20 protein-coding genes and 7 pseudogenes are annotated in these 20,610 nt (G+C 58.6%); 25 read left to right on the top strand and 2 right to left on the bottom strand.

Features of this window, described 5'->3' with window-relative positions; all coding sequences use genetic code 11:
- Window positions 1-90 precede the first annotated feature (90 nt).
- From EIO60_RS04335 to EIO60_RS16080, 14 genes and pseudogenes are all read left to right on the top strand, one after another.
- Window positions 91-543, top strand: a complete 453-nt coding sequence (locus EIO60_RS04335; RefSeq protein WP_258575992.1) for a phage tail assembly protein — start codon at window positions 91-93, stop codon at window positions 541-543.
- A 124-nt stretch (window positions 544-667) separates the two neighbouring features.
- Entirely contained in the window at window positions 668-1,042 is a 375-nt protein-coding gene (locus EIO60_RS04330; RefSeq protein WP_258575991.1) for a hypothetical protein, read from the top strand.
- Window positions 1,033-2,772, top strand: a complete 1,740-nt coding sequence (locus tag EIO60_RS04325; RefSeq protein ID WP_309484688.1) for a tape measure protein — start codon at window positions 1,033-1,035, stop codon at window positions 2,770-2,772. The genes EIO60_RS04330 and EIO60_RS04325 overlap by 10 nt, the downstream gene beginning before the upstream one ends.
- A 9-nt stretch (window positions 2,773-2,781) precedes the next feature.
- Window positions 2,782-2,952, top strand: coding sequence for a DNA circularization N-terminal domain-containing protein (locus tag EIO60_RS04320; RefSeq protein WP_258575990.1), 171 nt, complete (start codon window positions 2,782-2,784; stop codon window positions 2,950-2,952).
- A pseudogene (locus EIO60_RS16515) lies at window positions 2,922-2,993 on the top strand (hypothetical protein); the annotation flags it as partial. The gene EIO60_RS04320 and the pseudogene EIO60_RS16515, both read left to right, overlap by 31 nt.
- Window positions 2,994-3,023: 30 nt before the next feature.
- The gene (locus tag EIO60_RS04315) at window positions 3,024-3,881 is read left to right on the top strand and encodes a hypothetical protein (protein ID WP_258575989.1); all 858 of its coding nucleotides are present in this window, start codon (window positions 3,024-3,026) and stop codon (window positions 3,879-3,881) included.
- Between the two features lie 62 nt (window positions 3,882-3,943).
- Window positions 3,944-4,141 carry a hypothetical protein gene (locus EIO60_RS04310; RefSeq protein WP_258575988.1) on the top strand — a complete coding sequence of 66 codons (198 nt, stop codon included), beginning with the start codon at window positions 3,944-3,946 and terminating at the stop codon, window positions 4,139-4,141.
- Window positions 4,134-5,249, top strand: coding sequence for a phage baseplate assembly protein (locus EIO60_RS04305; protein ID WP_258575987.1), 1,116 nt, complete (start codon window positions 4,134-4,136; stop codon window positions 5,247-5,249). Before EIO60_RS04310 ends, EIO60_RS04305 begins: the two co-directional genes overlap by 8 nt.
- Window positions 5,242-5,850, top strand: a complete 609-nt coding sequence (locus EIO60_RS04300) for a phage baseplate assembly protein V (RefSeq protein WP_258575986.1) — start codon at window positions 5,242-5,244, stop codon at window positions 5,848-5,850. The genes EIO60_RS04305 and EIO60_RS04300 overlap by 8 nt, the downstream gene beginning before the upstream one ends.
- Window positions 5,843-6,280: a phage GP46 family protein gene (locus EIO60_RS04295; RefSeq protein WP_258575985.1), complete on the top strand. Its 438-nt coding sequence runs from the start codon at window positions 5,843-5,845 to the stop codon at window positions 6,278-6,280. Before EIO60_RS04300 ends, EIO60_RS04295 begins: the two co-directional genes overlap by 8 nt.
- Entirely contained in the window at window positions 6,281-7,162 is an 882-nt protein-coding gene (locus EIO60_RS04290; RefSeq protein ID WP_258575984.1) for a baseplate J/gp47 family protein, read from the top strand.
- Window positions 7,101-7,361, top strand: coding sequence for a hypothetical protein (locus EIO60_RS17255; RefSeq protein WP_508278736.1), 261 nt, complete (start codon window positions 7,101-7,103; stop codon window positions 7,359-7,361). The genes EIO60_RS04290 and EIO60_RS17255 overlap by 62 nt, the downstream gene beginning before the upstream one ends.
- Window positions 7,352-7,894, top strand: a complete 543-nt coding sequence (locus EIO60_RS04280) for a putative phage tail protein (protein WP_258575982.1) — start codon at window positions 7,352-7,354, stop codon at window positions 7,892-7,894. The genes EIO60_RS17255 and EIO60_RS04280 overlap by 10 nt, the downstream gene beginning before the upstream one ends.
- Window positions 7,894-9,624: a tail fiber assembly protein gene (locus tag EIO60_RS16080; RefSeq protein ID WP_309484683.1), complete on the top strand. Its 1,731-nt coding sequence runs from the start codon at window positions 7,894-7,896 to the stop codon at window positions 9,622-9,624. Before EIO60_RS04280 ends, EIO60_RS16080 begins: the two co-directional genes overlap by 1 nt.
- A gap of 20 nt (window positions 9,625-9,644) precedes the next feature.
- Here the strand turns inward: EIO60_RS16080 and EIO60_RS04265 are convergent, their stop codons facing one another.
- Complete coding sequence (locus EIO60_RS04265; RefSeq protein ID WP_258575981.1) at window positions 9,645-10,094, bottom strand: phage tail protein; 450 nt, start codon at window positions 10,092-10,094, stop codon at window positions 9,645-9,647.
- 98 nt (window positions 10,095-10,192) lie between these two features.
- On the opposite strand from EIO60_RS04265, the pseudogene EIO60_RS04260 reads away from it, so the two are divergent.
- From EIO60_RS04260 to rmf, 11 genes and pseudogenes are all read left to right on the top strand, one after another.
- A pseudogene (locus tag EIO60_RS04260) lies at window positions 10,193-10,782 on the top strand (recombinase family protein).
- 252 nt (window positions 10,783-11,034) lie between these two features.
- Window positions 11,035-11,247 carry a Com family DNA-binding transcriptional regulator gene (locus tag EIO60_RS16510; protein WP_082231764.1) on the top strand — a complete coding sequence of 71 codons (213 nt, stop codon included), beginning with the start codon at window positions 11,035-11,037 and terminating at the stop codon, window positions 11,245-11,247.
- Window positions 11,192-11,799, top strand: a pseudogene (locus EIO60_RS04255) (Mom family adenine methylcarbamoylation protein). Before EIO60_RS16510 ends, EIO60_RS04255 begins: the two are co-directional and overlap by 56 nt.
- Window positions 11,800-12,018: 219 nt before the next feature.
- On the top strand, window positions 12,019-13,029 hold the full coding sequence (gene pyrD, locus EIO60_RS04250) for a quinone-dependent dihydroorotate dehydrogenase (protein ID WP_258575980.1): 1,011 nt from the start codon (window positions 12,019-12,021) through the stop codon (window positions 13,027-13,029).
- A gap of 150 nt (window positions 13,030-13,179) precedes the next feature.
- Window positions 13,180-13,689: pseudogene (locus EIO60_RS04245) on the top strand (cell division protein ZapC); the annotation flags it as partial.
- A gap of 82 nt (window positions 13,690-13,771) precedes the next feature.
- Window positions 13,772-14,218: pseudogene (locus tag EIO60_RS04240) on the top strand (RsmD family RNA methyltransferase); the annotation flags it as partial.
- Window positions 14,219-14,224: 6 nt separating this feature from the next.
- Window positions 14,225-16,130 (top strand): annotated as a pseudogene (locus EIO60_RS16075) (ABC transporter ATP-binding protein).
- Between the two features lie 16 nt (window positions 16,131-16,146).
- Window positions 16,147-17,415 (top strand): membrane integrity-associated transporter subunit PqiA, encoded by a 1,269-nt coding sequence (pqiA, locus tag EIO60_RS04210; RefSeq protein WP_258575977.1) that lies wholly within the window; start codon window positions 16,147-16,149, stop codon window positions 17,413-17,415.
- Window positions 17,402-19,045 (top strand): intermembrane transport protein PqiB, encoded by a 1,644-nt coding sequence (gene pqiB / locus EIO60_RS04205; protein ID WP_258575976.1) that lies wholly within the window; start codon window positions 17,402-17,404, stop codon window positions 19,043-19,045. Before pqiA ends, pqiB begins: the two co-directional genes overlap by 14 nt.
- The gene (pqiC, locus tag EIO60_RS04200) at window positions 19,042-19,608 is read left to right on the top strand and encodes a membrane integrity-associated transporter subunit PqiC (RefSeq protein ID WP_258575975.1); all 567 of its coding nucleotides are present in this window, start codon (window positions 19,042-19,044) and stop codon (window positions 19,606-19,608) included. Before pqiB ends, pqiC begins: the two co-directional genes overlap by 4 nt.
- A gap of 289 nt (window positions 19,609-19,897) precedes the next feature.
- Window positions 19,898-20,089: pseudogene (gene rmf / locus EIO60_RS04195) on the top strand (ribosome modulation factor); the annotation flags it as partial.
- Here rmf and fabA read toward each other — a convergent pair.
- A complete protein-coding gene (fabA, locus tag EIO60_RS04190) occupies window positions 20,035-20,553 on the bottom strand; it encodes a bifunctional 3-hydroxydecanoyl-ACP dehydratase/trans-2-decenoyl-ACP isomerase (RefSeq protein WP_258575974.1) in 519 nt (172 codons plus the stop codon). The pseudogene rmf and the gene fabA sit on opposite strands and share 55 nt — an antisense overlap.
- Window positions 20,554-20,610: the final 57 nt, after the last annotated feature.

The following is a 20,610-nucleotide window of genomic DNA, read 5'->3' as shown; positions in this document are numbered from 1 at the left end:
AGCAACGGGGAAGAGTCCCTGACGGACGCGGGAGAAATCTCCGCCAAATTTACCGCCATTCGCAGCCAGCGTGTGGCGTAAGGAGCGAGTATGACCGATAGCATGGAAACCCTGGCGACGGCGGCCCACGAGGTTGAAGGAGTGTCGCCGGATATCACCAGCGTCGCCGACGAACTAGCGCGCGGGCAACTGGGTCTGGTCACCGGCAGCGGTGACGACGAACAGCGCCACACGGACGTTACCCTGCGGCCATTAACCGGCAAGGACATTATTGATGCTGAGCTGGCCGCAGAGCGGGTGGTGCAGACGGCTAACGGCTCGGAATTAGTGCGTTCGCCGGCGATGGTCGAATTTGAGCTGCTGCGCCGGCAGGTTGCCTGGCTGGGCAACCTCAACGGCCCGTTGTCGCTGCTGCAACTGAAAAGTCTGTCGGCGCGCTATATTGAACGCCTTATCATCGCCCAGCGTCTGGGCGGCAGCGTGCTGGCCGGCCAGCTGGCGGCTGATTCGGGGCGACTGGATGCAGTGTCGGGAAAACATTGAGGAAGCGGCGCTGATGCTCGCCACATCCACCAAGTCGGGCATGGACTGGGCGCTTTCCCTGCCGTTAATCCGGCTTTACCGGCACTGCCAGCAAGCCACCCACTTATTACAGCGTGAGTAAACGATGGCCGGAAAGCAGATAAAAGCGTCAGTGATTGTTGACCTGCTGGGCAACCTGCTCCGGCAGGCGCGGCTGTTTGGTCAAAGTCTGGTCGGCATGGGGCGGCAAGGCGGCGCATCCCTGCACGGTCTTGGTCTTCGGGCGAATAGCCTGGGGAGTCAGCTTGACCGGCTGGGCCATCAGGGCCAGCGCACCTTTAGCGGTCTGCGCCTGGGGCTGGCGTCGGTGTCATCCGGTTTTGACCATCTGGAGACGCGCGCCAAAGCGGCCTATGGCGGCGTAGCGCGCCTTTACGGGCTGCTGGCCGGGGGCGCGGCGCTGTATGGCCTGAAAAAAAGCCTTTATCGACCCGGCGGGAAAACTACACCATTCGCCTGAACTCACTGAACCATCACGATAAAGCCCAGACCGACGCCGACCTGAAATGGGCGATACAGAATGCCAGGGACACCACCTGGGGATTGCAAGGGGTGGTGCAGGAATACGCCTCCAGTCGGGGGTTTGGCATGAGTCGTGAGGAAGCGCGCCACTTTATTACGATGCTGGAAGACCAGGGTGCACGGCACGGCTGGACGTTGCCGGAAGCCCAGGGCGCTTCCCTTCAGCTTAAACAGATGTATTCGCGCAAGAGCATCCAGGCTCAGGACGCGAGCCTGCTCACCGGCTACGGCATTGATGTCTATAGCGTACTGGCGGAAAAGCTCGGCAAAAGCCGTAACGAACTGACCACACAGGGTGAAAAAGGGTTACTTGGGCCAAAATCCATTGAATTGTTGTTCCAGACGCTGCGCGAGCAGGCTAAAGGGGCGCAGAAAGACGCCATGAACTCCTGGACGGGACTCACTTCCCAACTGGGCGATGTCTGGCAGCAGTTCGCCGTCAAGGTGATGAATCAAGGGCCATTTAAACGGCTTAAAACCGAGTTAAAAGACTTTCTGGATTTTGCCGGTGAGGGGCAGGAAAGCGGTTTGCAGGACCAATGGGCCGACAGGCTGGCCAGTCGTTTTAACGGGGTATTCGACAGCGCCCGCCGTGGCGTCACGCTGTTTAAAAATGGCCTTAACCGGGTCAACACCGAGCTGATGGCGTGGCGCTTGGCTGGCTACGGCGAGACTATCGACAGTATCGGCAAATACGCCGCCAATACGGCCAGGGCCATTCTGGCGATTTATGTCGCCTCGAAACTGGCCCGTGTCGGCATGGCGATAGCCCGTCCCGCCTGGGGGCTGGCCAGTGCACCGGTGCGTTACCCGTGGCGGGCTTATCGGTGGTGGCGGGGGCGCGGCAAAAATGCCCCGGCGGCTTTGCCTGGTCCCGCACCGTTTGCGATGGGTGGCGGTCTGGGCGCGCCGGTGAGCGTGTTTGTCACCAACTGGCCGGCGGGCGGCGTCGGGGGTGGCAGTGAGACTGATGTCGATGGCAACGGTCGCACCCGCCGTAAAGGCTCCCGCATGCGCCCTGGCCGTCCAGCGGCCCCGGTGCCGCGCTCCCGCCTGGGGCGGGCGGCCTCCGCCGTCTCAGGCTTCTTTGGCGGCATGGTCAATCGCACCGGCGCACGGTTAAGCCGGATACCGGGCGTGAGCACGGCCGGACGCTGGCTGTCCGGTGTGGGACAGCGGGCATGCGGCCTGCTGGGTGGGGTAACGGCGCAGCTCACCGGTTTCACCGGCTGGCTGGGACGGTCTGCCGGGGCGCTCGGTCGCGGCGCAATGCGCCTGGGCGGGCCGGCGCTGACGGCGTTGTCGCTGGCCCCGACGCTGCTGGATAAGAATGCCAGCGCCGAGGATAAAGGCGGTGCGCTAGGTTCGGCTACCGGTGCGACAGCGGGCGGACTCGTCGGCGCCATCGGTGGCCCGATAGGGGCGGTGGCTGGCTCGATGCTCGGTAGTGTGCTCGGCGAAAAACTCGGCGGCTGGTTGGGCGATATCTACGCCCGGTGGGACAGGAAGGACGAGCAACAGACGGTGCAGCCGTCCGTGAAAGCCCAGGCGGACATGCGTATTGCGCTGGCCCCGGGACTGGTGCTGCAAAACAGCGCCGTCACCGACAGTAACGCCTTTGGGTTAACTCTGGATGTGTATAACGGCGACAACTACCGTATTTATTGAGGTGCGCAGATGAAAAATACCGGTCAGGGCCGCTTTCGCGGCGTGCCTTTCTGGGTTTACAAAGAGCAGCGCAGTCGCGGCGGTCGCCGGGTGGTGCGGCGGGAATATCCGCTGCGTGAACATGGCGGGGCGGACGATTTAGGGAAAAACTGCCTGAGCACACCTTCACCCTGTCACTGACCGGCGATGATGCGCAGGCACAACGGGTACGGCTGACGCAGGCGCTGAATGCGCCGGGACCGGGCAAGCTGTTGCACCCGGACTGGGGTACGCTGTCGGTGCTGGTTGAACACTTTGAAAGCCGCTACAGCGTCGATAACCAGCGTCTGGTGGAGTTTACCGTCACGGTGGTACCGGTGGCCGATGAGACCGCCCCTACGGTAGCGCAGGATACCGCCGGGGTGGTCAATCGCCAGGGCGACGGCACGCTGGCCTCACTGTTTTCCACCCTGGCTGACGGCTGGCAGACCTCGCTGCATGACGCACAGGTGTTGATGGCGTGCGTCAACGAGAAAGCCAACATGCTGGAAAGCGCCCTCAATGGTCTGGGGCTGCTGGCCGATATGCAGAGCTTTATCGCCTCGTTCACCGCCCTGCGCGGCAATATCCAGGGGCTTATCACCACTCCCGACCGCCTGGCGCTGGCCTTCAAGGGGATTTTTCAGGGCATACAGCGCCTGCGGGCTTACCCCCAACCTGAGCAGATAAAAAACCGGGCACGCGCGCCGGTCTCCCCGCAGCCCGGTGCACTCCAGCACCAGATAGTCCAGCTGGCCGACCGGCTGGACAGCGCGCTGGTCCGTCAGGACCGCCAGCGCGATAGGCAGGGTCTGCAACCGGCCACCCGCGCCACGGTGCAGTTGCTGCAAAATACGCTGCGCCTGGCGGTGGCGGTGGTGCAGGTACAGATGTTGTCGTCCCTGCTCACCGCCAGTCTGGCGGCGGTCAGCCAAAACGCACCGGCACAGGTGTTGCCACGCGCGGCCTCGCCCGCCCCGCCCCGCGCCCGCTCAGTGACAGCTGCAGCGGCAGCGTCTGGCTGGAAAGTACACCGGATGTGGTGCGCGTCAGCCAGCAGGTCGCGCGCCGCCTGGATGCGTGTGCCCTGACCACCTCGGCGCTGGGCTATCAGAGCCTGGCCTTGCAGGTTCGGGCGTTAAGCCGCGCCTTTGTGGCGGATTTATCCCACCGCGGCGTGGCGTTACCCGGCCTGATCCAGGCCGCGGTGACAACCACCGAGCCGGCGCTGGTGACCCTGTACCGCATCAGCGGGGATGCGCGTGACACGGCGCGCTTTATTCGTCGCAACCGGCTGCGTCATCCGCTGTTTGTGCCGGGGGGCGAGCGCGTGGAGGTGCCCGGTGGCTGAGGTGGCGTTGCGCATCGACAACCGGATTTTCACCCACTGGCTGTCGGTCATTATTACCCGGGGGCTGGCGCGTCTGGCCGGGGATTTTACCCTCGGGATCATGATGCCCGGCCAGGCGTTGCCCGACAGCCTGCGCGCCGGCGGAACGCTCGCGCTGACCCTTGACGGGCAACCGGTCATCACCGGCTACCTCGACAGCGTATCGCACAAGATGGGGGCCGACTCGGCACAGGTCACGATAAAGGGCCGGGATAAAACCGGCGATCTGGTGGACTGTTCGGCAGTCTACCCGGGCGGTCAATGGCGTCAACGCACCCTGCAACAGATTGCGCAAGACCTGTGCAAACCTTTTGGCATCGCGGTGCGCTGGGCGGTGTCTGACCCCGAGGCCGCCAAACCCTTTACCTCCTTTACCCTTGAACTGTCGGAAAGCGTGGCGGATGTGCTGAGCCGGGCGGCGCGTCATCGGGGCGTTTTGGTGACCAGTGATGCCGACGGCGATCTGGTGTTTACCCAGGCGGCGAACACCCCCACTGACACCCTGCGTCTGGGTGAAAATCTGTTGTCCGCCGAGTACACCGAGGACTGGCGCGACCGCCACAGTCAGTATCGGGTTAAAGGCCACGGCGGCGGCGGTGGGCACGCCGGCGACGCCAACACCAACGCGCTGCGCGCTGCCCCCAGGGGAGAAAGCGACGATCCCGCGATTGCTCGTTACCGCCCCAAAGTCATTCTGGCTGACAGCAAACTGACCCCCGCCACCGCACGGGCGCGCGCGCTGCGGGAAAGCCGCCGGGCACTAGCCCAGTCAGAGCGCTTTACCGCCGTGGTCACGGGCTGGCGGCGCGAAAGCGGCGAACTGTGGCAGACCAACCGGCTGACCCGCGTCATTGCGCCGCGTCTGTCGATGGTCAGTCGTGACCTTTTAATTAGCCAGGTGCAGTTTGATCTCGATGCGGACAACGGGGAACGCACAACGTTAACACTGGCCCCGCGCGAGGCGTTTATTGTGCCGGCGGAGGCGGAGCGTCAGGCGGGCGGTACTGACGGCGGCGTCGATGGTCTGGTGCGGGCCTGGCTTAACCAGGGGAATAAACTCGATGAGTAATATCGCACTGCAACGCCTGCTTGCCCCGGTGATGCGCGGGATCCGCCTGTTGTTCGGGCGGGGTATCCTGACCGGGGTGAATGACGGCCTGAAAGCGCAAAACGTCCAGTTGACGGCGCTGGACGGCGAAACCTTCGATGAGGTCGAGCGCCCGCAGCAATACGGGCATATCAGCGTGCCGTTGCCGGGGGCCGAGGTGGTGTTTGCCTGCCTGGGCGGCAGTCGTGACCAGGCGACCGTGCTAGTGGTAGAAGACCGGCGTTATCGGCCCACCGGGCTGCCCGCCGGGGATAGCGGCCTGTATCACTATGAGGGGCATCGCCTGCGTCTGACCCGGGACGGCCGCTGCATCATCACCTGTAAAACACTGGAAGTGGTCGCCGAGCAGGAGGCGGTGTTTAACACCCCGACCGCGCGTTTTACTGATGATGTGGTGATTGAGAAAAACCTGACGGTGAAACAGAGCATGACGATTGCCGGGGACGCGGAGTCCCAGGGCACCTTTGCCGCACCGGAAGCCGTTATCGGTGGCGTCAAACACAGTACTCACCGCCATCAGGAAAATGGCCAGGGCAGTCTGATCGGGGGCCGCAATGAGTGACGCGGCGCTGCGCTGGATGAATGGCGAGGGGGTGCTGGTACAGGCCGGCGCGGATTTACTCGCCGACGACAGCCTGACGACCACCGTGCTGCTGTGCCTGTTTACCGACCGGCGCGCTGAGGTCTCCGACCGTTTGCCGGATGGCGGCCATGACCGGCGCGGATGGTGGGCGGACAGTTATCGCGACCGCCCGGTTGGCTCGCGGCTGTGGCTGCTGTCACGGGAAAAGGCGCTGCCTGCGGTATTGGCGCGGGCAGAAGCCTACGCCGATGAGGCGCTGCGTGGCCTGCTGGACGCCGGGATGATCAGCCAGTTGCATTGCCAGGCGAGTGCGCCGCTGCCGGGCTGGCTGCGCCTGATCGTGCGCCTGACGCTCAAGGACGGCAGTGCGCGCCCGTTTACCTTTAAAGCCCGTTTGGAGGGAATGTAAATGCCGTATCAGATAACCACGCTCGGCGAGCTTATCAGCCAGACGCAGCAGGATGTGGCGCAACGCCTGCCGGGCGCGCTGCCGGCCCAGGACAGTCTGCTGGGGGCCATGGCGATGGCGCAGGCCGGGCTGTCGGCGCTGGAGCATGAGCACCTGGGCTGGATAGCCCGGCAAATCATTCCGGGCGACGCTGACGAGAGCGAGCTGCTCAAACACTGTGCTTTCTGGGGTGTGGTGCGCAAGCAGGCCGCCCGGGCCAGCGGCCCGGTCAGGCTGTCGCTGTATGATGCCGCCAGTGTGCCGGTTGGGGCGCGTTTGCAACGGGCCGACGGCGCGCTTTACCGCCTGACAGACGCCGCCAAGGGCAAGGCGGGAACCTTAACGGTCAACGTCGAGGCCGACCAGCCGGGGCTGGCGGGGGATTGCGGTGCGGGACAGGCACTCGGTTTTGTGACCCCGGTCGCCGGGGTGGCCCCGCAGGCGCTGACCGATGCGCCCGGGATCCGGGGCGGCGCTGACCGCGAGCGCGTGGAGGAATTGCTGTCGCGCCTGCTGTATCGGGTACAGTTTCCCCCAGGCGGCGGCACACGCTGGGATTACGAGCGCTGGGCGCGCGAGGTCCCGGGCGTCACCCGCAGCTGGTGTCTGCCCACCTGGAACGGGGCGGGCACGGTGGGCGTGACCTTCGTGATGGACCATCACCCGGATATCTTCCCTGGCCCGGCCGATATTGCGCGGGTGACCGACTATCTCGCTCGCCACCTGGACCCGGCCACCGGCGAGTGGGTCGGCCAACCGGAGGGGCCGACAGTGACGGTGTTTGCGCCGGGGGCAAAGAAGGTCGATATCACGCTGCGTATCGCCCCCAATACCCCCGGATAACCAAGCCCGTATCCGCGAGGCGCTCAGGCAACTGTTTTACACGGCGGCTAAGCCGGGCGAAACCCTGTTGCCCTCGGCATTCTGGCGCGTGCTGTCGGGGATAGGCGGGCTGGAGGATTACGCCCTGAAAAGTCCACTGACGCCGGTCAGTAGCGGAAAAACCGAGCTACTGGTGATGGGAGATATCACATGGCTTTAAAGGCACATCAGCGCGCGCTGCTGCAACTGCTGCCTGACGGCCTGGCCTGGAACAAAGCGCCGGATACGCTGCTGGCCGGCGGCCTGGCACGCAGTACGTCGCGCGTCACCGAACGCGCCGGGCAATTGCTGGCCGAGCGCTTTCCGCTGACCGCCACACGGTTGCTGGCTGACTGGGAGCGTTTTTTAGGGCTGCCGGACTGTGATATCGGTAAGGATGCCGGCATCGATGAGCGCCAGCGCTATGCGGCCAACAAGCTGCGCATGAAACCGAGCCTCAACCGGCAGTTTTACATTGAACTGGCGCGCTCTTATGGCTTTACGGTGAGCCTGAGCACCTTGCCGGACAATCAGTGGGTCACGATGGTGACGATTGAGACCCACGTGGACTATCGCCCGCTGCATGTGCTTGACCCCATCACCACGCCGCTGCGGATTTATTACTCCGGGATACTCGAATGCCTGTTAAACCGCTATAAGCCGGCGCATCAGGACTTTCGCTATGTGTATGCCGACAAAAAGGAGAAAGGCTAATGTATTTTTTAGATAACAACAGCGGCATTGCCACCATGCCGCCGCTGAAAGAAACCCAGAGCACCACGCCGTTATGGTTTACCGAGGGCGACGGCAACAAGGGCATCAGCTGGCCGGGGGAGGACTGGTTCAATATCCAGCAAGCCGAACAACTGGCCTTGCTGGACGCCGCCGGCATCCGCCCGGATAAGGGCAAGTTAAACCAGCTGACGCTGGCTATCCGGGCCATTATCGGCCAGGAGGCGCTGCTGAAAACCCAGGCATTGGCGGAGATTGCGGCGGCGGGCAAAGGGGCACAGGAAAAGGCCCGTACGCATCTGGGCCTGGGCAAGCTGGCGACCCAGGACGGCATTCAGGAGGCGACGCTTCACCGCAAAGGGATAGTGCAGTTAAACAGTTCCCCTCGCAGCGCGGACGAAACTACCGCCGCGACGCCTAAAGCGGTCAATGAGCGGGTGAATGCGGTTGTTGACAAAGCGCCGTCTGATTTAGATACGCTGAACAAGCTGGCGCAGGCCATCAGCAATAACCCGAAATTTGCCGAAAGCGTGACGCAGCTTCTGAGCCAGAAACTGGCGAAAAATGAAAATGGGGCGGACATCTCGAACAAAAATCAATTTGTGAAAAACCTTGGTTTAACAGAAACGATAGATTGTGCAAAAAATGCACTCGATCAACGAACTGGTGGAACGGTCAATGGCGACATTATTTCACAGGGCACCCAAATTTCGCTGAAGGGGGATAACCGCAAGCATCTGGGTATTCATAATCAGGATGGCAGCGTTCGCATGTGGCTCTACAAAGACAAGGGCGGTGATGGCGTTCGGCTAAACAACGGCAATGACGGCGGCGGTGAGTACGTTTTTCATAAAGATGGCGGTTTTCGTTCTCCGTCTTCCGTGTATGCCGGAGCCGCAAGGATAGCCTCTGACGGCAATATCTACGGCAGTCAATGGGGAAATCAGTGGCTGGACGCTTACCTGAAAAAGACCTTCCAGCCCAAAGGGGCCTGCGGCCAACCGAATACGGCGAAGCGCGGGGTCAATGGATGGTGGAAATGCGGGGACACGGGATTGATTATTCAGTGGGGTAAAACGGATAGCGAAAGCTTTGACAGAAAAATTCTTCCGCTGCCCCTTCCGTTTCCAAACGAAGGCCTGTGGGCGCTGGGCTGGGTTGCTGAAGCTATAGGGATGGGTGAAGATCTATGTTCACACTCTGCCGGATTAGTCGATAGGGCGCATATCAAGGTTACAACCGACTACAACCTGGATAGCAATAGGATATTAATCATGTATTACTACAGTCCGGGTGAAAATGCTTTTTTCCCTGAAGAATTAAAACAGGACTATATCAGGGCAGGCAGCTTTCCCAAAGATACCATTGAAGTCGGTGATGATGTCTGGCTGGAATTTGCAGGCAATCTGCCTCCCAAAGGAAAGCAGCGTATAGTTGGTACGGATGGTTTTCCAGCATGGGGAGATAGACCACCACCAACAAAAGAAGATCTGATGTCAGCAGCAGAGAAGCAAAAATCCTCGCTGATGCAGATTGCTACCGTCGCGATTGCTCCGCTTCAGGACGCCGCAGACACTGACATGGCAACGGACGCCGAAAAAGCCGCGCTGCTGGCATGGAAGAAATACCGTGTGCTGCTTAACCGCGTGGATATCAGCACCGCTCCGGATGGTGATATGGAGTGGCCTCAACAGTCTGATAAAGATGCATGAGGCACAGCATTATGCTGCCCTCACGATGTAATTAAAGGCGACGTTACGGGACGGGTTTCGCTACTGCCGGAGGGTGAGGTTGTGCTGTCGATGTACAGAAAATAGTCGTTGTCACCGTCTGTGGCTCCCGAGCCGACCTTGTTGTTATAATTTTCAGGGGCCGCTTCTTTGTGCTCTGCCCGGCCCAGAGGCCTGCCATGCTCGACATAATATCGGTCACGATAGCCATGCTTATGGCTTTGCAATGCCCCATACTCCAGAGACAGCAACGCCCTTCCTGGATTGATTCCACGACCATCATCCCAGCCCCGAATAAACTCACCACGTAAATCCGGTGTTCTGCCTGAAGGATAGACCGCTGCCAGCTGAGGACAGGCCACTTTATCGAAGGTATCACCGTTGCATTTAAGCCACCCGGCAGGCGGATTTTCGGCGGGCCAGGGTAGTGGAACACCTACCGGCACTACCATTTCTGTTAAACCAAGGTTTTATTGAATTCAGAATTTAGCTAAAATTTTAACCAAAACCAGGCATAACAAGTCTTTTAGAGGAAGGTTAAGGGGCTAAAATGGCAAAAATAGGCTATATGAGGGTGTCAAAAATGACCAAAACACCGATTTACAGCAAAAATCGTTGATTCGCGCAAATTGTGAACAGATTTTTGAGGATAAAATCAGTGGAAAAACAGACCAGAGACCCGGATTAAAACGCGCGTTAAACTGCCTGAAATCGGGGGATACTCTGGTGGTCTGGAAGCTCGACAGGCTGGGTCGTAGCATTAAACATTTGATTACTTTAATCTCCAAACTGGAAGATGAAGGTATTCATTTTCATAGTTTGACGGATTCCATTGATACTTCTACGTCCGCAGGGCGTTTTTTCTTTCATGTGATGAGTGCGTTGGCGCAGATGGAGCGGGAACTGATTGTTGAACGCACTCAGGCAGGTCTGGCCGCAGCGAGAAGCAGGGGACGTATCGGGGGGAGACCTTGCTCATTATCTTCCGCACAGCAAGAGCGGGCTAAAAAATTACTTGAGTCCGGCAATAGTAGAAAGCAGCTGGCATTACTGTATGGCGTCTCATTAGCTAGCATCTACAAATATTGTCCAGTTAATCTAACTGCTCGAACAGGTCAAAGCGACCCCGACAAAAAATAAAAGTGTAATTACGTTGCACTGACGGAAACAAAAGTAGCCCACCATTTATCGCTCGTTTTGGCTTCAAATATCGCACACCGCATCAGAAAATCGCACTACCGACCTTGCGCCGGCTAACATGAAACATAAGTGGCATTAGCGATCAATAAAGCCTTATCGATCGCTAAAACAGATCAATTGCAGTGGGTTAATCATCCTCTCCCTACTTGGCAGGTAACATATGCTTTCTTGATTCAGTGGGGAAATGAGAAGATGTTACAGGAGATACGCTGCTGCGGTTGTCACCGATTGCTGGCAAAAGCAGAAGCGATTTACATACAGATAAAATGCCCGCGCTGCAAAGCATTTAATGAAATGAGGATGAGCAATCCCTCAACCAGCGTCTCCGAACGCCAGTCGGAGACCGGAAATGAAGCGCGCACATACGTCACGCATTCTCACACCACCCCAGCCCATTTTCGATAATGACCAGATTGTTGGATACGGCTCACACGAATTGCGGGTAGAAACCATTGCCTGCTGGCTGGCCCGCGTCATTGTAACAAGTCGGCATTATAGCCGGCGGTTTGTTAATAATTCCTGGCTACATCTTGGGGTATTCTCCGGTAGGGCTTTGGTTGGCGTGATGCAGTGGGGATACGCCCTGAATCCTAACAGTGGCGCAAAAGTGGTCTCTGGTACAGGGAATCGTGAGTATATGGAGCTTAACCGCTTATGGCTGCATGATGACATGCCTAAAAATTCAGAGTCACGAGCGATCAGCTATGCACTGAAAACTATCAGATTACTTTATCCTCAGGTGCAATGGGTGCAATCCTTTGCAGATGAGCGCTGTGCACGCGGGGCGGCAAGCGAGGAGAATACCTGAGGGCCAATATAGAGCGTGCAACTGTTCATCGCTTCCAGCAATTTCGATATATCCGCTTTTTGGACAAACGCGCGAAGAAGCGCCTCAATACAAAATTATTTAAAGTGCAGCCTTATCCTAAGCCGGAAACGTTAAAACCAAGTTCATGATGTTTTGATTGGGTATTAAAACCGTCATGTAAACAAAATGTGGTGGTTTTTCTTTTATGAAGAAATTGCAGATAAAGCGATCCAGTTTTTGGCGGATCACTTTGTCTGCGGCACTACAGTCGGTAATTTACTTTTGCGCCAGAGGCCTTTACCATTCTGGCGCACATTTTCTTCCCGTGCACCCTGATCATTTATCGCTTCCGCTATCCAGGAGAGTGCATGCTTTATCCTATCATCCGACCGGTACTGTTTAAGCTCGATCCCGAGTGCGCTCACGAGCTGACCTTTCAACAGCTGCGCTTTATCAGCGGCACGCCGCTGGAGGCACTGATCCGTCAGCAGCTTCCTTCCCGTCCCGTCACCTGCATGGGGCTGCGCTTCAACAATGCGCTGGGGCTGGCGGCCGGTCTGGATAAAAATGCGGAATGCATCGACGCCTTCGGCGCGATGGGCTTTGGTTTTGTCGAGGTGGGCACCGTGACGCCGCGGCCGCAGGCGGGTAACGACAAGCCGCGCATGTTCCGCCTGGTGGAAGCCGAGGGCATTATCAACCGCATGGGGTTCAATAATCGCGGCGTTGATCACCTGGTGGAAAACGTTAAAAAAGCGCGTTTTAACGGCATCCTAGGCATTAATATCGGCAAAAATAAAGACACCGCGGTAGAGAATGGCAAAGAGGATTACCTAATCTGCATGGATAAAGTCTATGCCCATGCTGGTTATATTGCGGTAAATATCTCTTCGCCGAATACCCCGGGGCTGCGCTCGCTGCAATATGGCGAGGCGCTGGACGATTTGCTGGCATCCATTAAAGCCCGGCAAAAAGCGCTGGAGCAGCAGCATCAGAAATATGTGCCAGTCGCGGTAAAAATTGCGCCCGATCTTTCAGAAGAAGAATTAATACAAATTGCCGACAGTCTGATACGGCATAATATCGACGGCGTGATCGCTACCAATACTACGCTGGATCGCTCACTGGTCAGCGGCCTGAAGTACAGCACCGAAAGCGGTGGCCTGAGCGGCCGTCCGGTGCAGTCGCGCAACACGGCGGTGATCAAACGGTTGGCACAGGAGCTGAACGGCGCGCTGCCGATTATCGGCGTCGGTGGCATCGATTCATTAACGGCAACGCGCGAAAAAATGGCCGCCGGCGCCACGCTTATTCAGATTTACTCCGGCTTTATTTATAAAGGGCCCGGCTTAATAAAAGATATCGTGACTTACCTCTAAGACATTTCCGACAAAACCGCGCTAGGGATTTTATTTCTCCCTCTGGCTCGTTTATATTTTCCCTTATTATACGTATTTTCAGCTTTTTGCTCAACTGCAGAGCTTGCTGAGTCTGCGTAATGAAAAGCGTGAATAATGACAAGGCATCCCATGAAAATCAAACCTGACGATAAATGGCGCTGGTATTTTGACGCCGACCATGACCGGATGATGCTGGATCTGGCAGAAGGTATGCTTTTCCGCTCTCGTTTTACCCGTAAAATGCTGACGCCGGATGCCTTTACCGCGACGGGCTTCAGCGTCGAGGATGCCGCGCTCTATTTCACCTTTGAAGAGCACTGCCGACTGAGCGGATTAAGCGCCTAGCTGACGCTGAACGCGCTGATCGCCAGCCGCTTTCTCAAGCCGCTGATGCCGAAAAGCTGGCACTTCACCGCCTGGACCTGCGTCATACAGCCGGAGCCGGGCGATATGCTCGAGGTGACTCTGGCGGAAAACGGCGAACAGGCGCGCCTGCTGGCGATGGAAAGCGGCGGCAACGCCACGCTCTGTTTGCTGGCGCAGCCTGGGCTGACGCTGGCGGGCAAACCGATGGCGCTGGGCGACGTTGTCAAGGTGATGAACGACCGCCTGCTGCCGCACCACGCGGAAAGCGCTACGCCTGAGCGGTCTGATCGCCTTTATGCCAGTTCAATACCGCCAGCTGGAATACAGCTGCAGCTCAAAATGGTGCAGTCGCTGCCTTGGCGGCGCGCGCACCACCACCACGGTAGATATGTCGCGCACCGACCTGGAATGGGCGAAGCGCAACCTGCGCCTCAACGGCCTGAGCGGCCGACAGCACCGCCTGATGCCGGCGGATTGCCTGAACTGGCTGCGCGAGAGCAATGAAACCTTCGACCTGATCTTTATCGATCCGCCGACCTTCTCCAACGCCAAACGCATGGCGGCGGATTTTGACGTGCAGCGCTACCACCTGATGCTGATGCGCAATATGAAGCGTCTGCTGCGCGCCGGCGGCACCATTATGTTCTCCAACAACAAGCGCGGCTTCAAAATGGATCTTGAAGGCGTGGCGTCGCTGGGCCTGAAGGCGCAGGACATCACCCAGAAAACTCTGTCGCAGAATTTTGCCCGCAACCGTCAAATTCACAATTGCTGGTTGATTACCCACGACGGTAAGGAATAAGCAAAGATGTCACTAATCAGTATTCACGGCGCTTACCTCTTCTCCTTCTTCAGCGATGCGCCGCTGCTCGACAATACCGAGCTGCATATCGAAGAGAACGAGTGCGTCTGTCTGGTTGGCCGTAACGGCGCCGGCAAATCGACGTTGATGAAAATCATTAACGGCGAGCAGCCGCTTGACGACGGCCGTATTATTTTTGAGCATGACTTGGTCATGGCGCGCCTGCAGCAGGATCCTCTGCGTAATATTACCGGCTCGGTCTATGACTTCGTGGCGGAAGGGGTCGAGGAGCAGGCCGAGCACCTCAAGGCCTATCTACGCCATTTCCCATGCGGTGATGCTCGATCCCCAGCGAGAAAAACCTCAACGAGATGGGATGCCTGCAGACGATTCTCGATCACCACAATCTGTGGCAGCTGGAGAGGCGCATCAACGACGTGCTGCAGCAGATCGGCCTGCAGCCGGATACCGAGCTTTCGTCGCTGTCGGGCGGCTGGCTGCACAAGGCGGCGCTGGGCCGCGCACTGGTGAGCAACCCGCGCGTGCTGCTGCTGGACGAGCCGACCAACCACCTTGATATCGAAACCATCGACTGGCTGGAAACTTTCCTGAAGACCTTTAGCGGCAGCATCGTGTTTATTTCCCACGACCGTTCGTTTATCCGCAATATGGCGACGCGCATCGTCGACCTCGATCGCGGCAGCTGGTCTCTTGGCCGGGCAATTACGACCTCTATCTGGAAGGCAAAGAGGAGGCGCTGCGCGTTGAAGAGATGCAGAACGCCGAATTCGACCGCAAGCTGGCGCAGGAAGAGGTGTGGATCTGTCAGGGCATCAAGGCACGCCGCACCCGTAACGAAGGGCGCGTGCGGGCGCTTAAAGCGCTGCGCCGCGAGCGCTCCGAACGTCGCGAAGTGATGGGCAAAGCCAATATGCAGGTGGGCGAAGCGTCGCGCTCCGGCAAAATCGTCTTTGAGCTGGAGCACGTCAACTACGGCGTGGGCGGCAAAACGCTGGTGCATGACTTCTCCGCACAGGTGCAGCGCGGCGACAAGATAGCCCTGATCGGGCCGAACGGCTGAGGCAAAACCACGCTGCTGCGCCTGATGTTGCAGCAGCTGAAGGCCGACAGAGGCCGCGTGCACAGCAGCACCAAGTTGGAAGTGGCCTACTTCGACCAGCACAGCGCCGAGCTCGATCGCACCGTGATGGACAATCTCGCAGAAGGCAAGCAGGTGGTGATGGTCAACGGCAAGCCGCGCCACGTGCTGGGCTATCTGCAGGATTTCCTGTTCCATCCCAAACGCGCGATGACGCCAGTGCGGGCGCTCTCCGGCGGCGAGCGCAACCGCCTGCTGCTGGCGCGCCTGTTTCTGCGCCCCAGCAACCTGATGATCCTCGATGAACCGACCAACGACCTCGACGTCGAGACGCTAGAGCTGCTGGAAGAGCTGATTGACGGCTACCAGGGTACGGTGTTGCTGGTCAGCCACGATCGTCAGTTTGTCGACAACACCGTGACCGAATGCTGGATCTTTGAAGGCAACGGTGAAATCGGCAGTTTCGTCGGCGGCTATCATGACGCGCAGCAGCAGCGCGCCGCCTATAAGCAGCCAAAAAGCACGCAGGCGAGCAAGCCGGCGGCGGCAAAACCCGCGGCGGAAAAAAATGATCCCGCCAAACGCGCCACCAGTAAACTAAGCTATAATCTGGCGCGAGAGCTGGAGCAGCTGCCGCAGAAGCTGGAGGCGCGAATCGGCGAACTGCAGGCTAAAATGAGTCGTCCGGACTTTTTCAGCCAGCCGTACGATCAGACCCAGCCGGTGCTGGATGCGCTGGCGCAGGCAGAGCAGAAGCTGGAAGTGGCGTTCGAGCGCTGGGAAGAGCTGGAAGCTTTGAAAAATGGCGCGTAATCATAAGGGAGTTAGGATGTGTTCAGCCGCTGACAATCGGGCGTGGATGCTCTGTCCACAGTGCGATCTCATGGTAAAACTGCCGCAGGTGCCACAGGGTAGCCGCGCATCTTGTCCGCGCTGCCATACGGTGCTGACTACCAACTGGCATGAGCCGCGCAGGCGTCCCACCGGCTATGCGCTGGTAGCGCTGTTTATGCTGCTGCTGGCGAATCTGTTTCCCTTTATAACCATGAAAGTTGCGGGCCTCAGCAGCCAGATTTCGCTGCTGCAGATCCCAAAAGTGATGGTGTCGGAGGATTACAGCAGCTTGGCAACGCTTTTCCTGGTGTTTGTGCAGGCGGTTCCCGGCCTCTGCATGTTGACCATCATTTTGCTGGTCAACCGTGTCAGCATGTTGGTCAGCCTGCGACTGGGGCTGGCGCGCATTCTGTTTCAGCTGCGCAGCTGGGGCATGGCGGAGATCTTTATGGCGGGCGTGCTGGTCAGCTTCGTCAAGCTGATGGCCTACGGCGATATCGGTCTCGAAACCAGCTTCTGGCCTTGGTGCCTCTTCTGCCTGCTGCAGGTGCGCGCCTTTCAGTGCGTGGACCGGCGCTGGCTGTGGAACCAGATCGCCCCGATGCCGCCGCTGCCCCACGCGCCGGAAAAAGGCCTCAGCGGTCTGCGGCAGGGCTTGCGCTCTTGTCCCTGCTGCACCGCCATTCTGCCGGTGGCACAGCTCGACTGTCCGCGCTGCGGCGTCATCGCCGCGCCGCGCCGCAGGCACAGCCTGCAGTGGACGCTGGCGCTGCTTTTCACCTCGCTGATGATCTACATTCCCGCCAACCTGCTGCCGATTATGGTGACCGAAACGCTGGGCACCCTCTATCCGTCAAATATCATGGCGGGGGTGATCCTGCTCTGGAGCGACGGCTCCTATCCGGTGGCGCTGGTGATCTTTATCGCCAGCATCATGGTGCCGTCGCTGAAGATGCTGGCGATTGGCTGGCTCTGCTGGAACGCCAGCGGGCGCGGTCATCTCGGCAGCGAAAAGATGCATTTGATTTATGAAATCGTCGAGTTCGTCGGCCGCTGGTCGATGATCGACGTGTTTGTGATCGCCGTGCTCTCTGCGCTGGTGCACATGGGGCAACTGGTGAATGTCTATCCCGCCCCGGGCGCACTGCTGTTCGCGCTGGTGGTCATCCTGACGATGATTGCCGCTATGGCGTTCGATCCGCGCCTGACATGGGATCGCCTGCAGGAACACACTATAAAGGAGCCGCTCCTTGACGGAAACTAACCACGGCCATGCCAAAGTCGACCAGATAAAACGCTGGTCTCCGGTCTGGATTATCCCCATCGTGGCGCTATTAATCGGCGGATGGATCCTGTTTTATCACTTCGGCCACCTCGGCCCGGAAGTGACCCTGATAACGGAAAACGCCGAGGGGATTGAGGCGGGGAAAACCACCATTAAAAGCAGCAGCGTCGACGTCGGCGTGGTGGAGAAGGCGGAGCTGACCGACGATCTGCATCACGTCGAGATCACCGCGCGCCTTAATTCCGGCATGGAAAAACTGCTGCACAGCGACAGCATCTTCTGGGTTGTGAAGCCGCAGATAGGGCGCGAAGGGGTCTCCGGCCTCAACACACTGCTTTCCGGCAACTATATCGAACTGCAGCCCGGCACCAAAGAGGAGAAGAAAGAGCAGTATCAGCTGCTTGACGCGCCGCCGCTGGCGCCGCCCGACGCGAAGGGCATCCACATTACGCTCGACAGCAAAAAGGCGGGACAGCTTAACGCCGGCGATCCGGTGCTGTTCCGTGGCTACCGCGTTGGCACGGTGGAAACCAGTAGCTTCGATACCGACAAGCGCATGATGACCTATCAGCTGTTTATTGCCGCGCCCTATGACCGCCTGGTAACGACCAACGTGCGCTTCTGGAAAGACAGCGGCATCGCGGTAGATATGTCCGCCTCCGGGATGCGCGTGGAGATGGGAGCGCTCACCACGCTGTTCAGCGGTGGCGTCAGCTTCGACGTGCCGGACGGCTGGGATCTCGGCCAGACGGCGGCGAACAACGCCGACTATCACTTGTTCGACGATCAGCGCAGCATCCAGGATTCGCTCTATACCAACCATATCGACTTCCTGATGTTCTTTACCGACTCGATACGCGGCCTGCAGGCTGGCGCGCCGGTAGAATTCCGCGGCATTCGTCTGGGGACCGTGGTGGAAGTGCTCTTTACGACGGCGGACGTCAATCAGGCGCTGAACAACGACTATCGCGTGCCGGTGTTGATCCGTATCGAACCTGATCGCTTTATCAAACGGCTCGGCGCAGATTTCGATCTTGAGCAACATCTGCAGGATGGTAAAAAACGCGGCCTGCGCGCCTCGCTGAAGACCGGCAACCTGCTGTCGGGTTCGCTCTATATCGACCTCGACTTTTACGATAACATGCCGGCGTACAAGGGCCCGGAAAAAGTGGCCGGCTATGAAATCATTCCGACCACCAGCGACGGCCTCAGCCAGATCCAGCAGAAGCTGGTGGCGGCGCTCGACAAGATCAACGCCTTGCCGCTTAACGGCATGATCACCGAGGCGACCGGCACGCTGAAAGAGAGCCAGCGCACGCTGCGCGAACTACAGGGCACGCTGAAAAACTTCAATCAGATTACCGCCAGCCCGGCGATGAAGACGCTGCCGGATGATATGCAGCAGACGCTGCGCGAGTTGAACCGCAGCATGAAGGGGCTGCAGCTTGGTTCGCCAGCCTACAACAAGCTGGTCGGTGATATGCAGCGGCTCGATCAGGTACTGCGCGAGCTACAGCCGGTATTGAAAACGCTCAATACCAAGAGCAACGCGCTCGTCTTCGAGGCCAAACCGGGTCAGGATCCACAGCCAAATAGGGCGAAACAGTGAAAAAAGGCATCGTTTTGTGCGCCGCGCTGCTGCTCAGCGCCTGCAGCAGCACCATTGACAATACGTACTATCAGCTGCCGTCGTCGCCGGCGGCGATGCCGGTACGCAGAGGCGGCATCGCGCAGCCGCCTGCGCTGTGGGTGCAGCAGGTCGCGGTGCCCGACTATCTGGCAGGCAACGGGCTGGTCTACCAGACCAGCGACGTGAAATATGTCATCGCCGCCAATAATCTCTGGGCCGGTCCGCTCGATCAGCAGCTGCAACAGACGCTGGTGGCGAACCTGAGCAAAGCGCTACCGGGACGTTTGGTCTCCGCAGCACCCCTTGGCTACACGCACGACACCCTGAGTGTCACGGTCACTGGGTTCCAGGGCCGCTATGACGGGCGCGCCGTGATCAGCGGCGAATGGGTGCTGCAGCACAGCGGACAGGTAATCAAGCAGGGCTTCAATCTGGCGCTGCCGCAGCAGGAGGATGGCTATGACGCGCTGGTGCGCACGCTGGCGCTCGGCTGGCAGCAAACCGCGCAGCAAATAGCGAATGCGGCCGCGTCAGCAGAATAATATCTGTTAACGATTTAATGGCGCCCCTGTCTGGCACTGTTTACGCAGATGCGGGCAGGGGCTTTTTTTATTGTGCTTTCAGCAGACTAAGCGAGCCCGACCGCGTGCGCCTCTTGTCAATAGTGGCAAATTAACGGCGAATTGATGACACTGGCGTGAATTTTGCGCATTGACCTTTCAGACCGGGGCAGGTAGTATTTTATACGTGCCTTAGTATTATTTTGCCACTCTATTTCTTTCCACCAGCTTCCACAGACCTGATATGAGGATAAAAGGTATGAATAGATAGAAACGAGACCGCCTTGAACTTGCACACTCACGTGGCTACCAGTTCGGCATTACAGGACGCTCAAAAGAGATGTATCCATATCAGATGGTTGAGGCGAAGTCTCACTGGTGCAGCGGCGGAGGTTTTCATTTGCGCAATCAGAACGCGTTGGTGTCTTTGAACAGACCCACTTTCAAATCGCTGGCAGAGTAAATCAGGTTACCGTCAACGAACACTTCGCCATCGGCCACGCCCATTACCAGCTTACGGTTAATGACGCGCTTGAAGTGAATACTGTAGGTCACTTTTTTCGCGGTCGGCAGCACCTGACCGGTAAATTTCACCTCGCCGACGCCCAGCGCGCGGCCTTTGCCTTCGGCGCCAAGCCAGCCGAGATAGAAGCCTACTAGCTGCCACATGGCGTCAAGGCCGAGGCAGCCCGGCATGACCGGATCGCCGATAAAGTGGCAGGCGAAAAACCACAGGTCCGGATTGATATCCAGCTCAGCTTCCACAAATCCTTTGTCATATTTACCGCCGTCTTCGGTAATCTTGACCACGCGGTCCATCATTAACATGTTACCTGATGGAAGCGGCGGACCGTTCTCGCCAAACAGTTCACCGCGACCTGACGCAATCAGGTCCTCTTTGCTATAGGATTCGCGTTTATCAACCATGTTCAATAAGCCTTATTTTTGTGAAGCACGAAGTTTAACGAACAGCTGTACGCCGGG

This window comes from Candidatus Pantoea persica, from assembly GCF_013753875.1.
GTDB lineage: Bacteria > Pseudomonadota > Gammaproteobacteria > Enterobacterales > Enterobacteriaceae > Pantoea > Pantoea persica.
The sequence above is the reverse complement of the archived record's forward strand: the minus strand, read 5'-3'. Positions and strand labels throughout refer to the sequence as shown.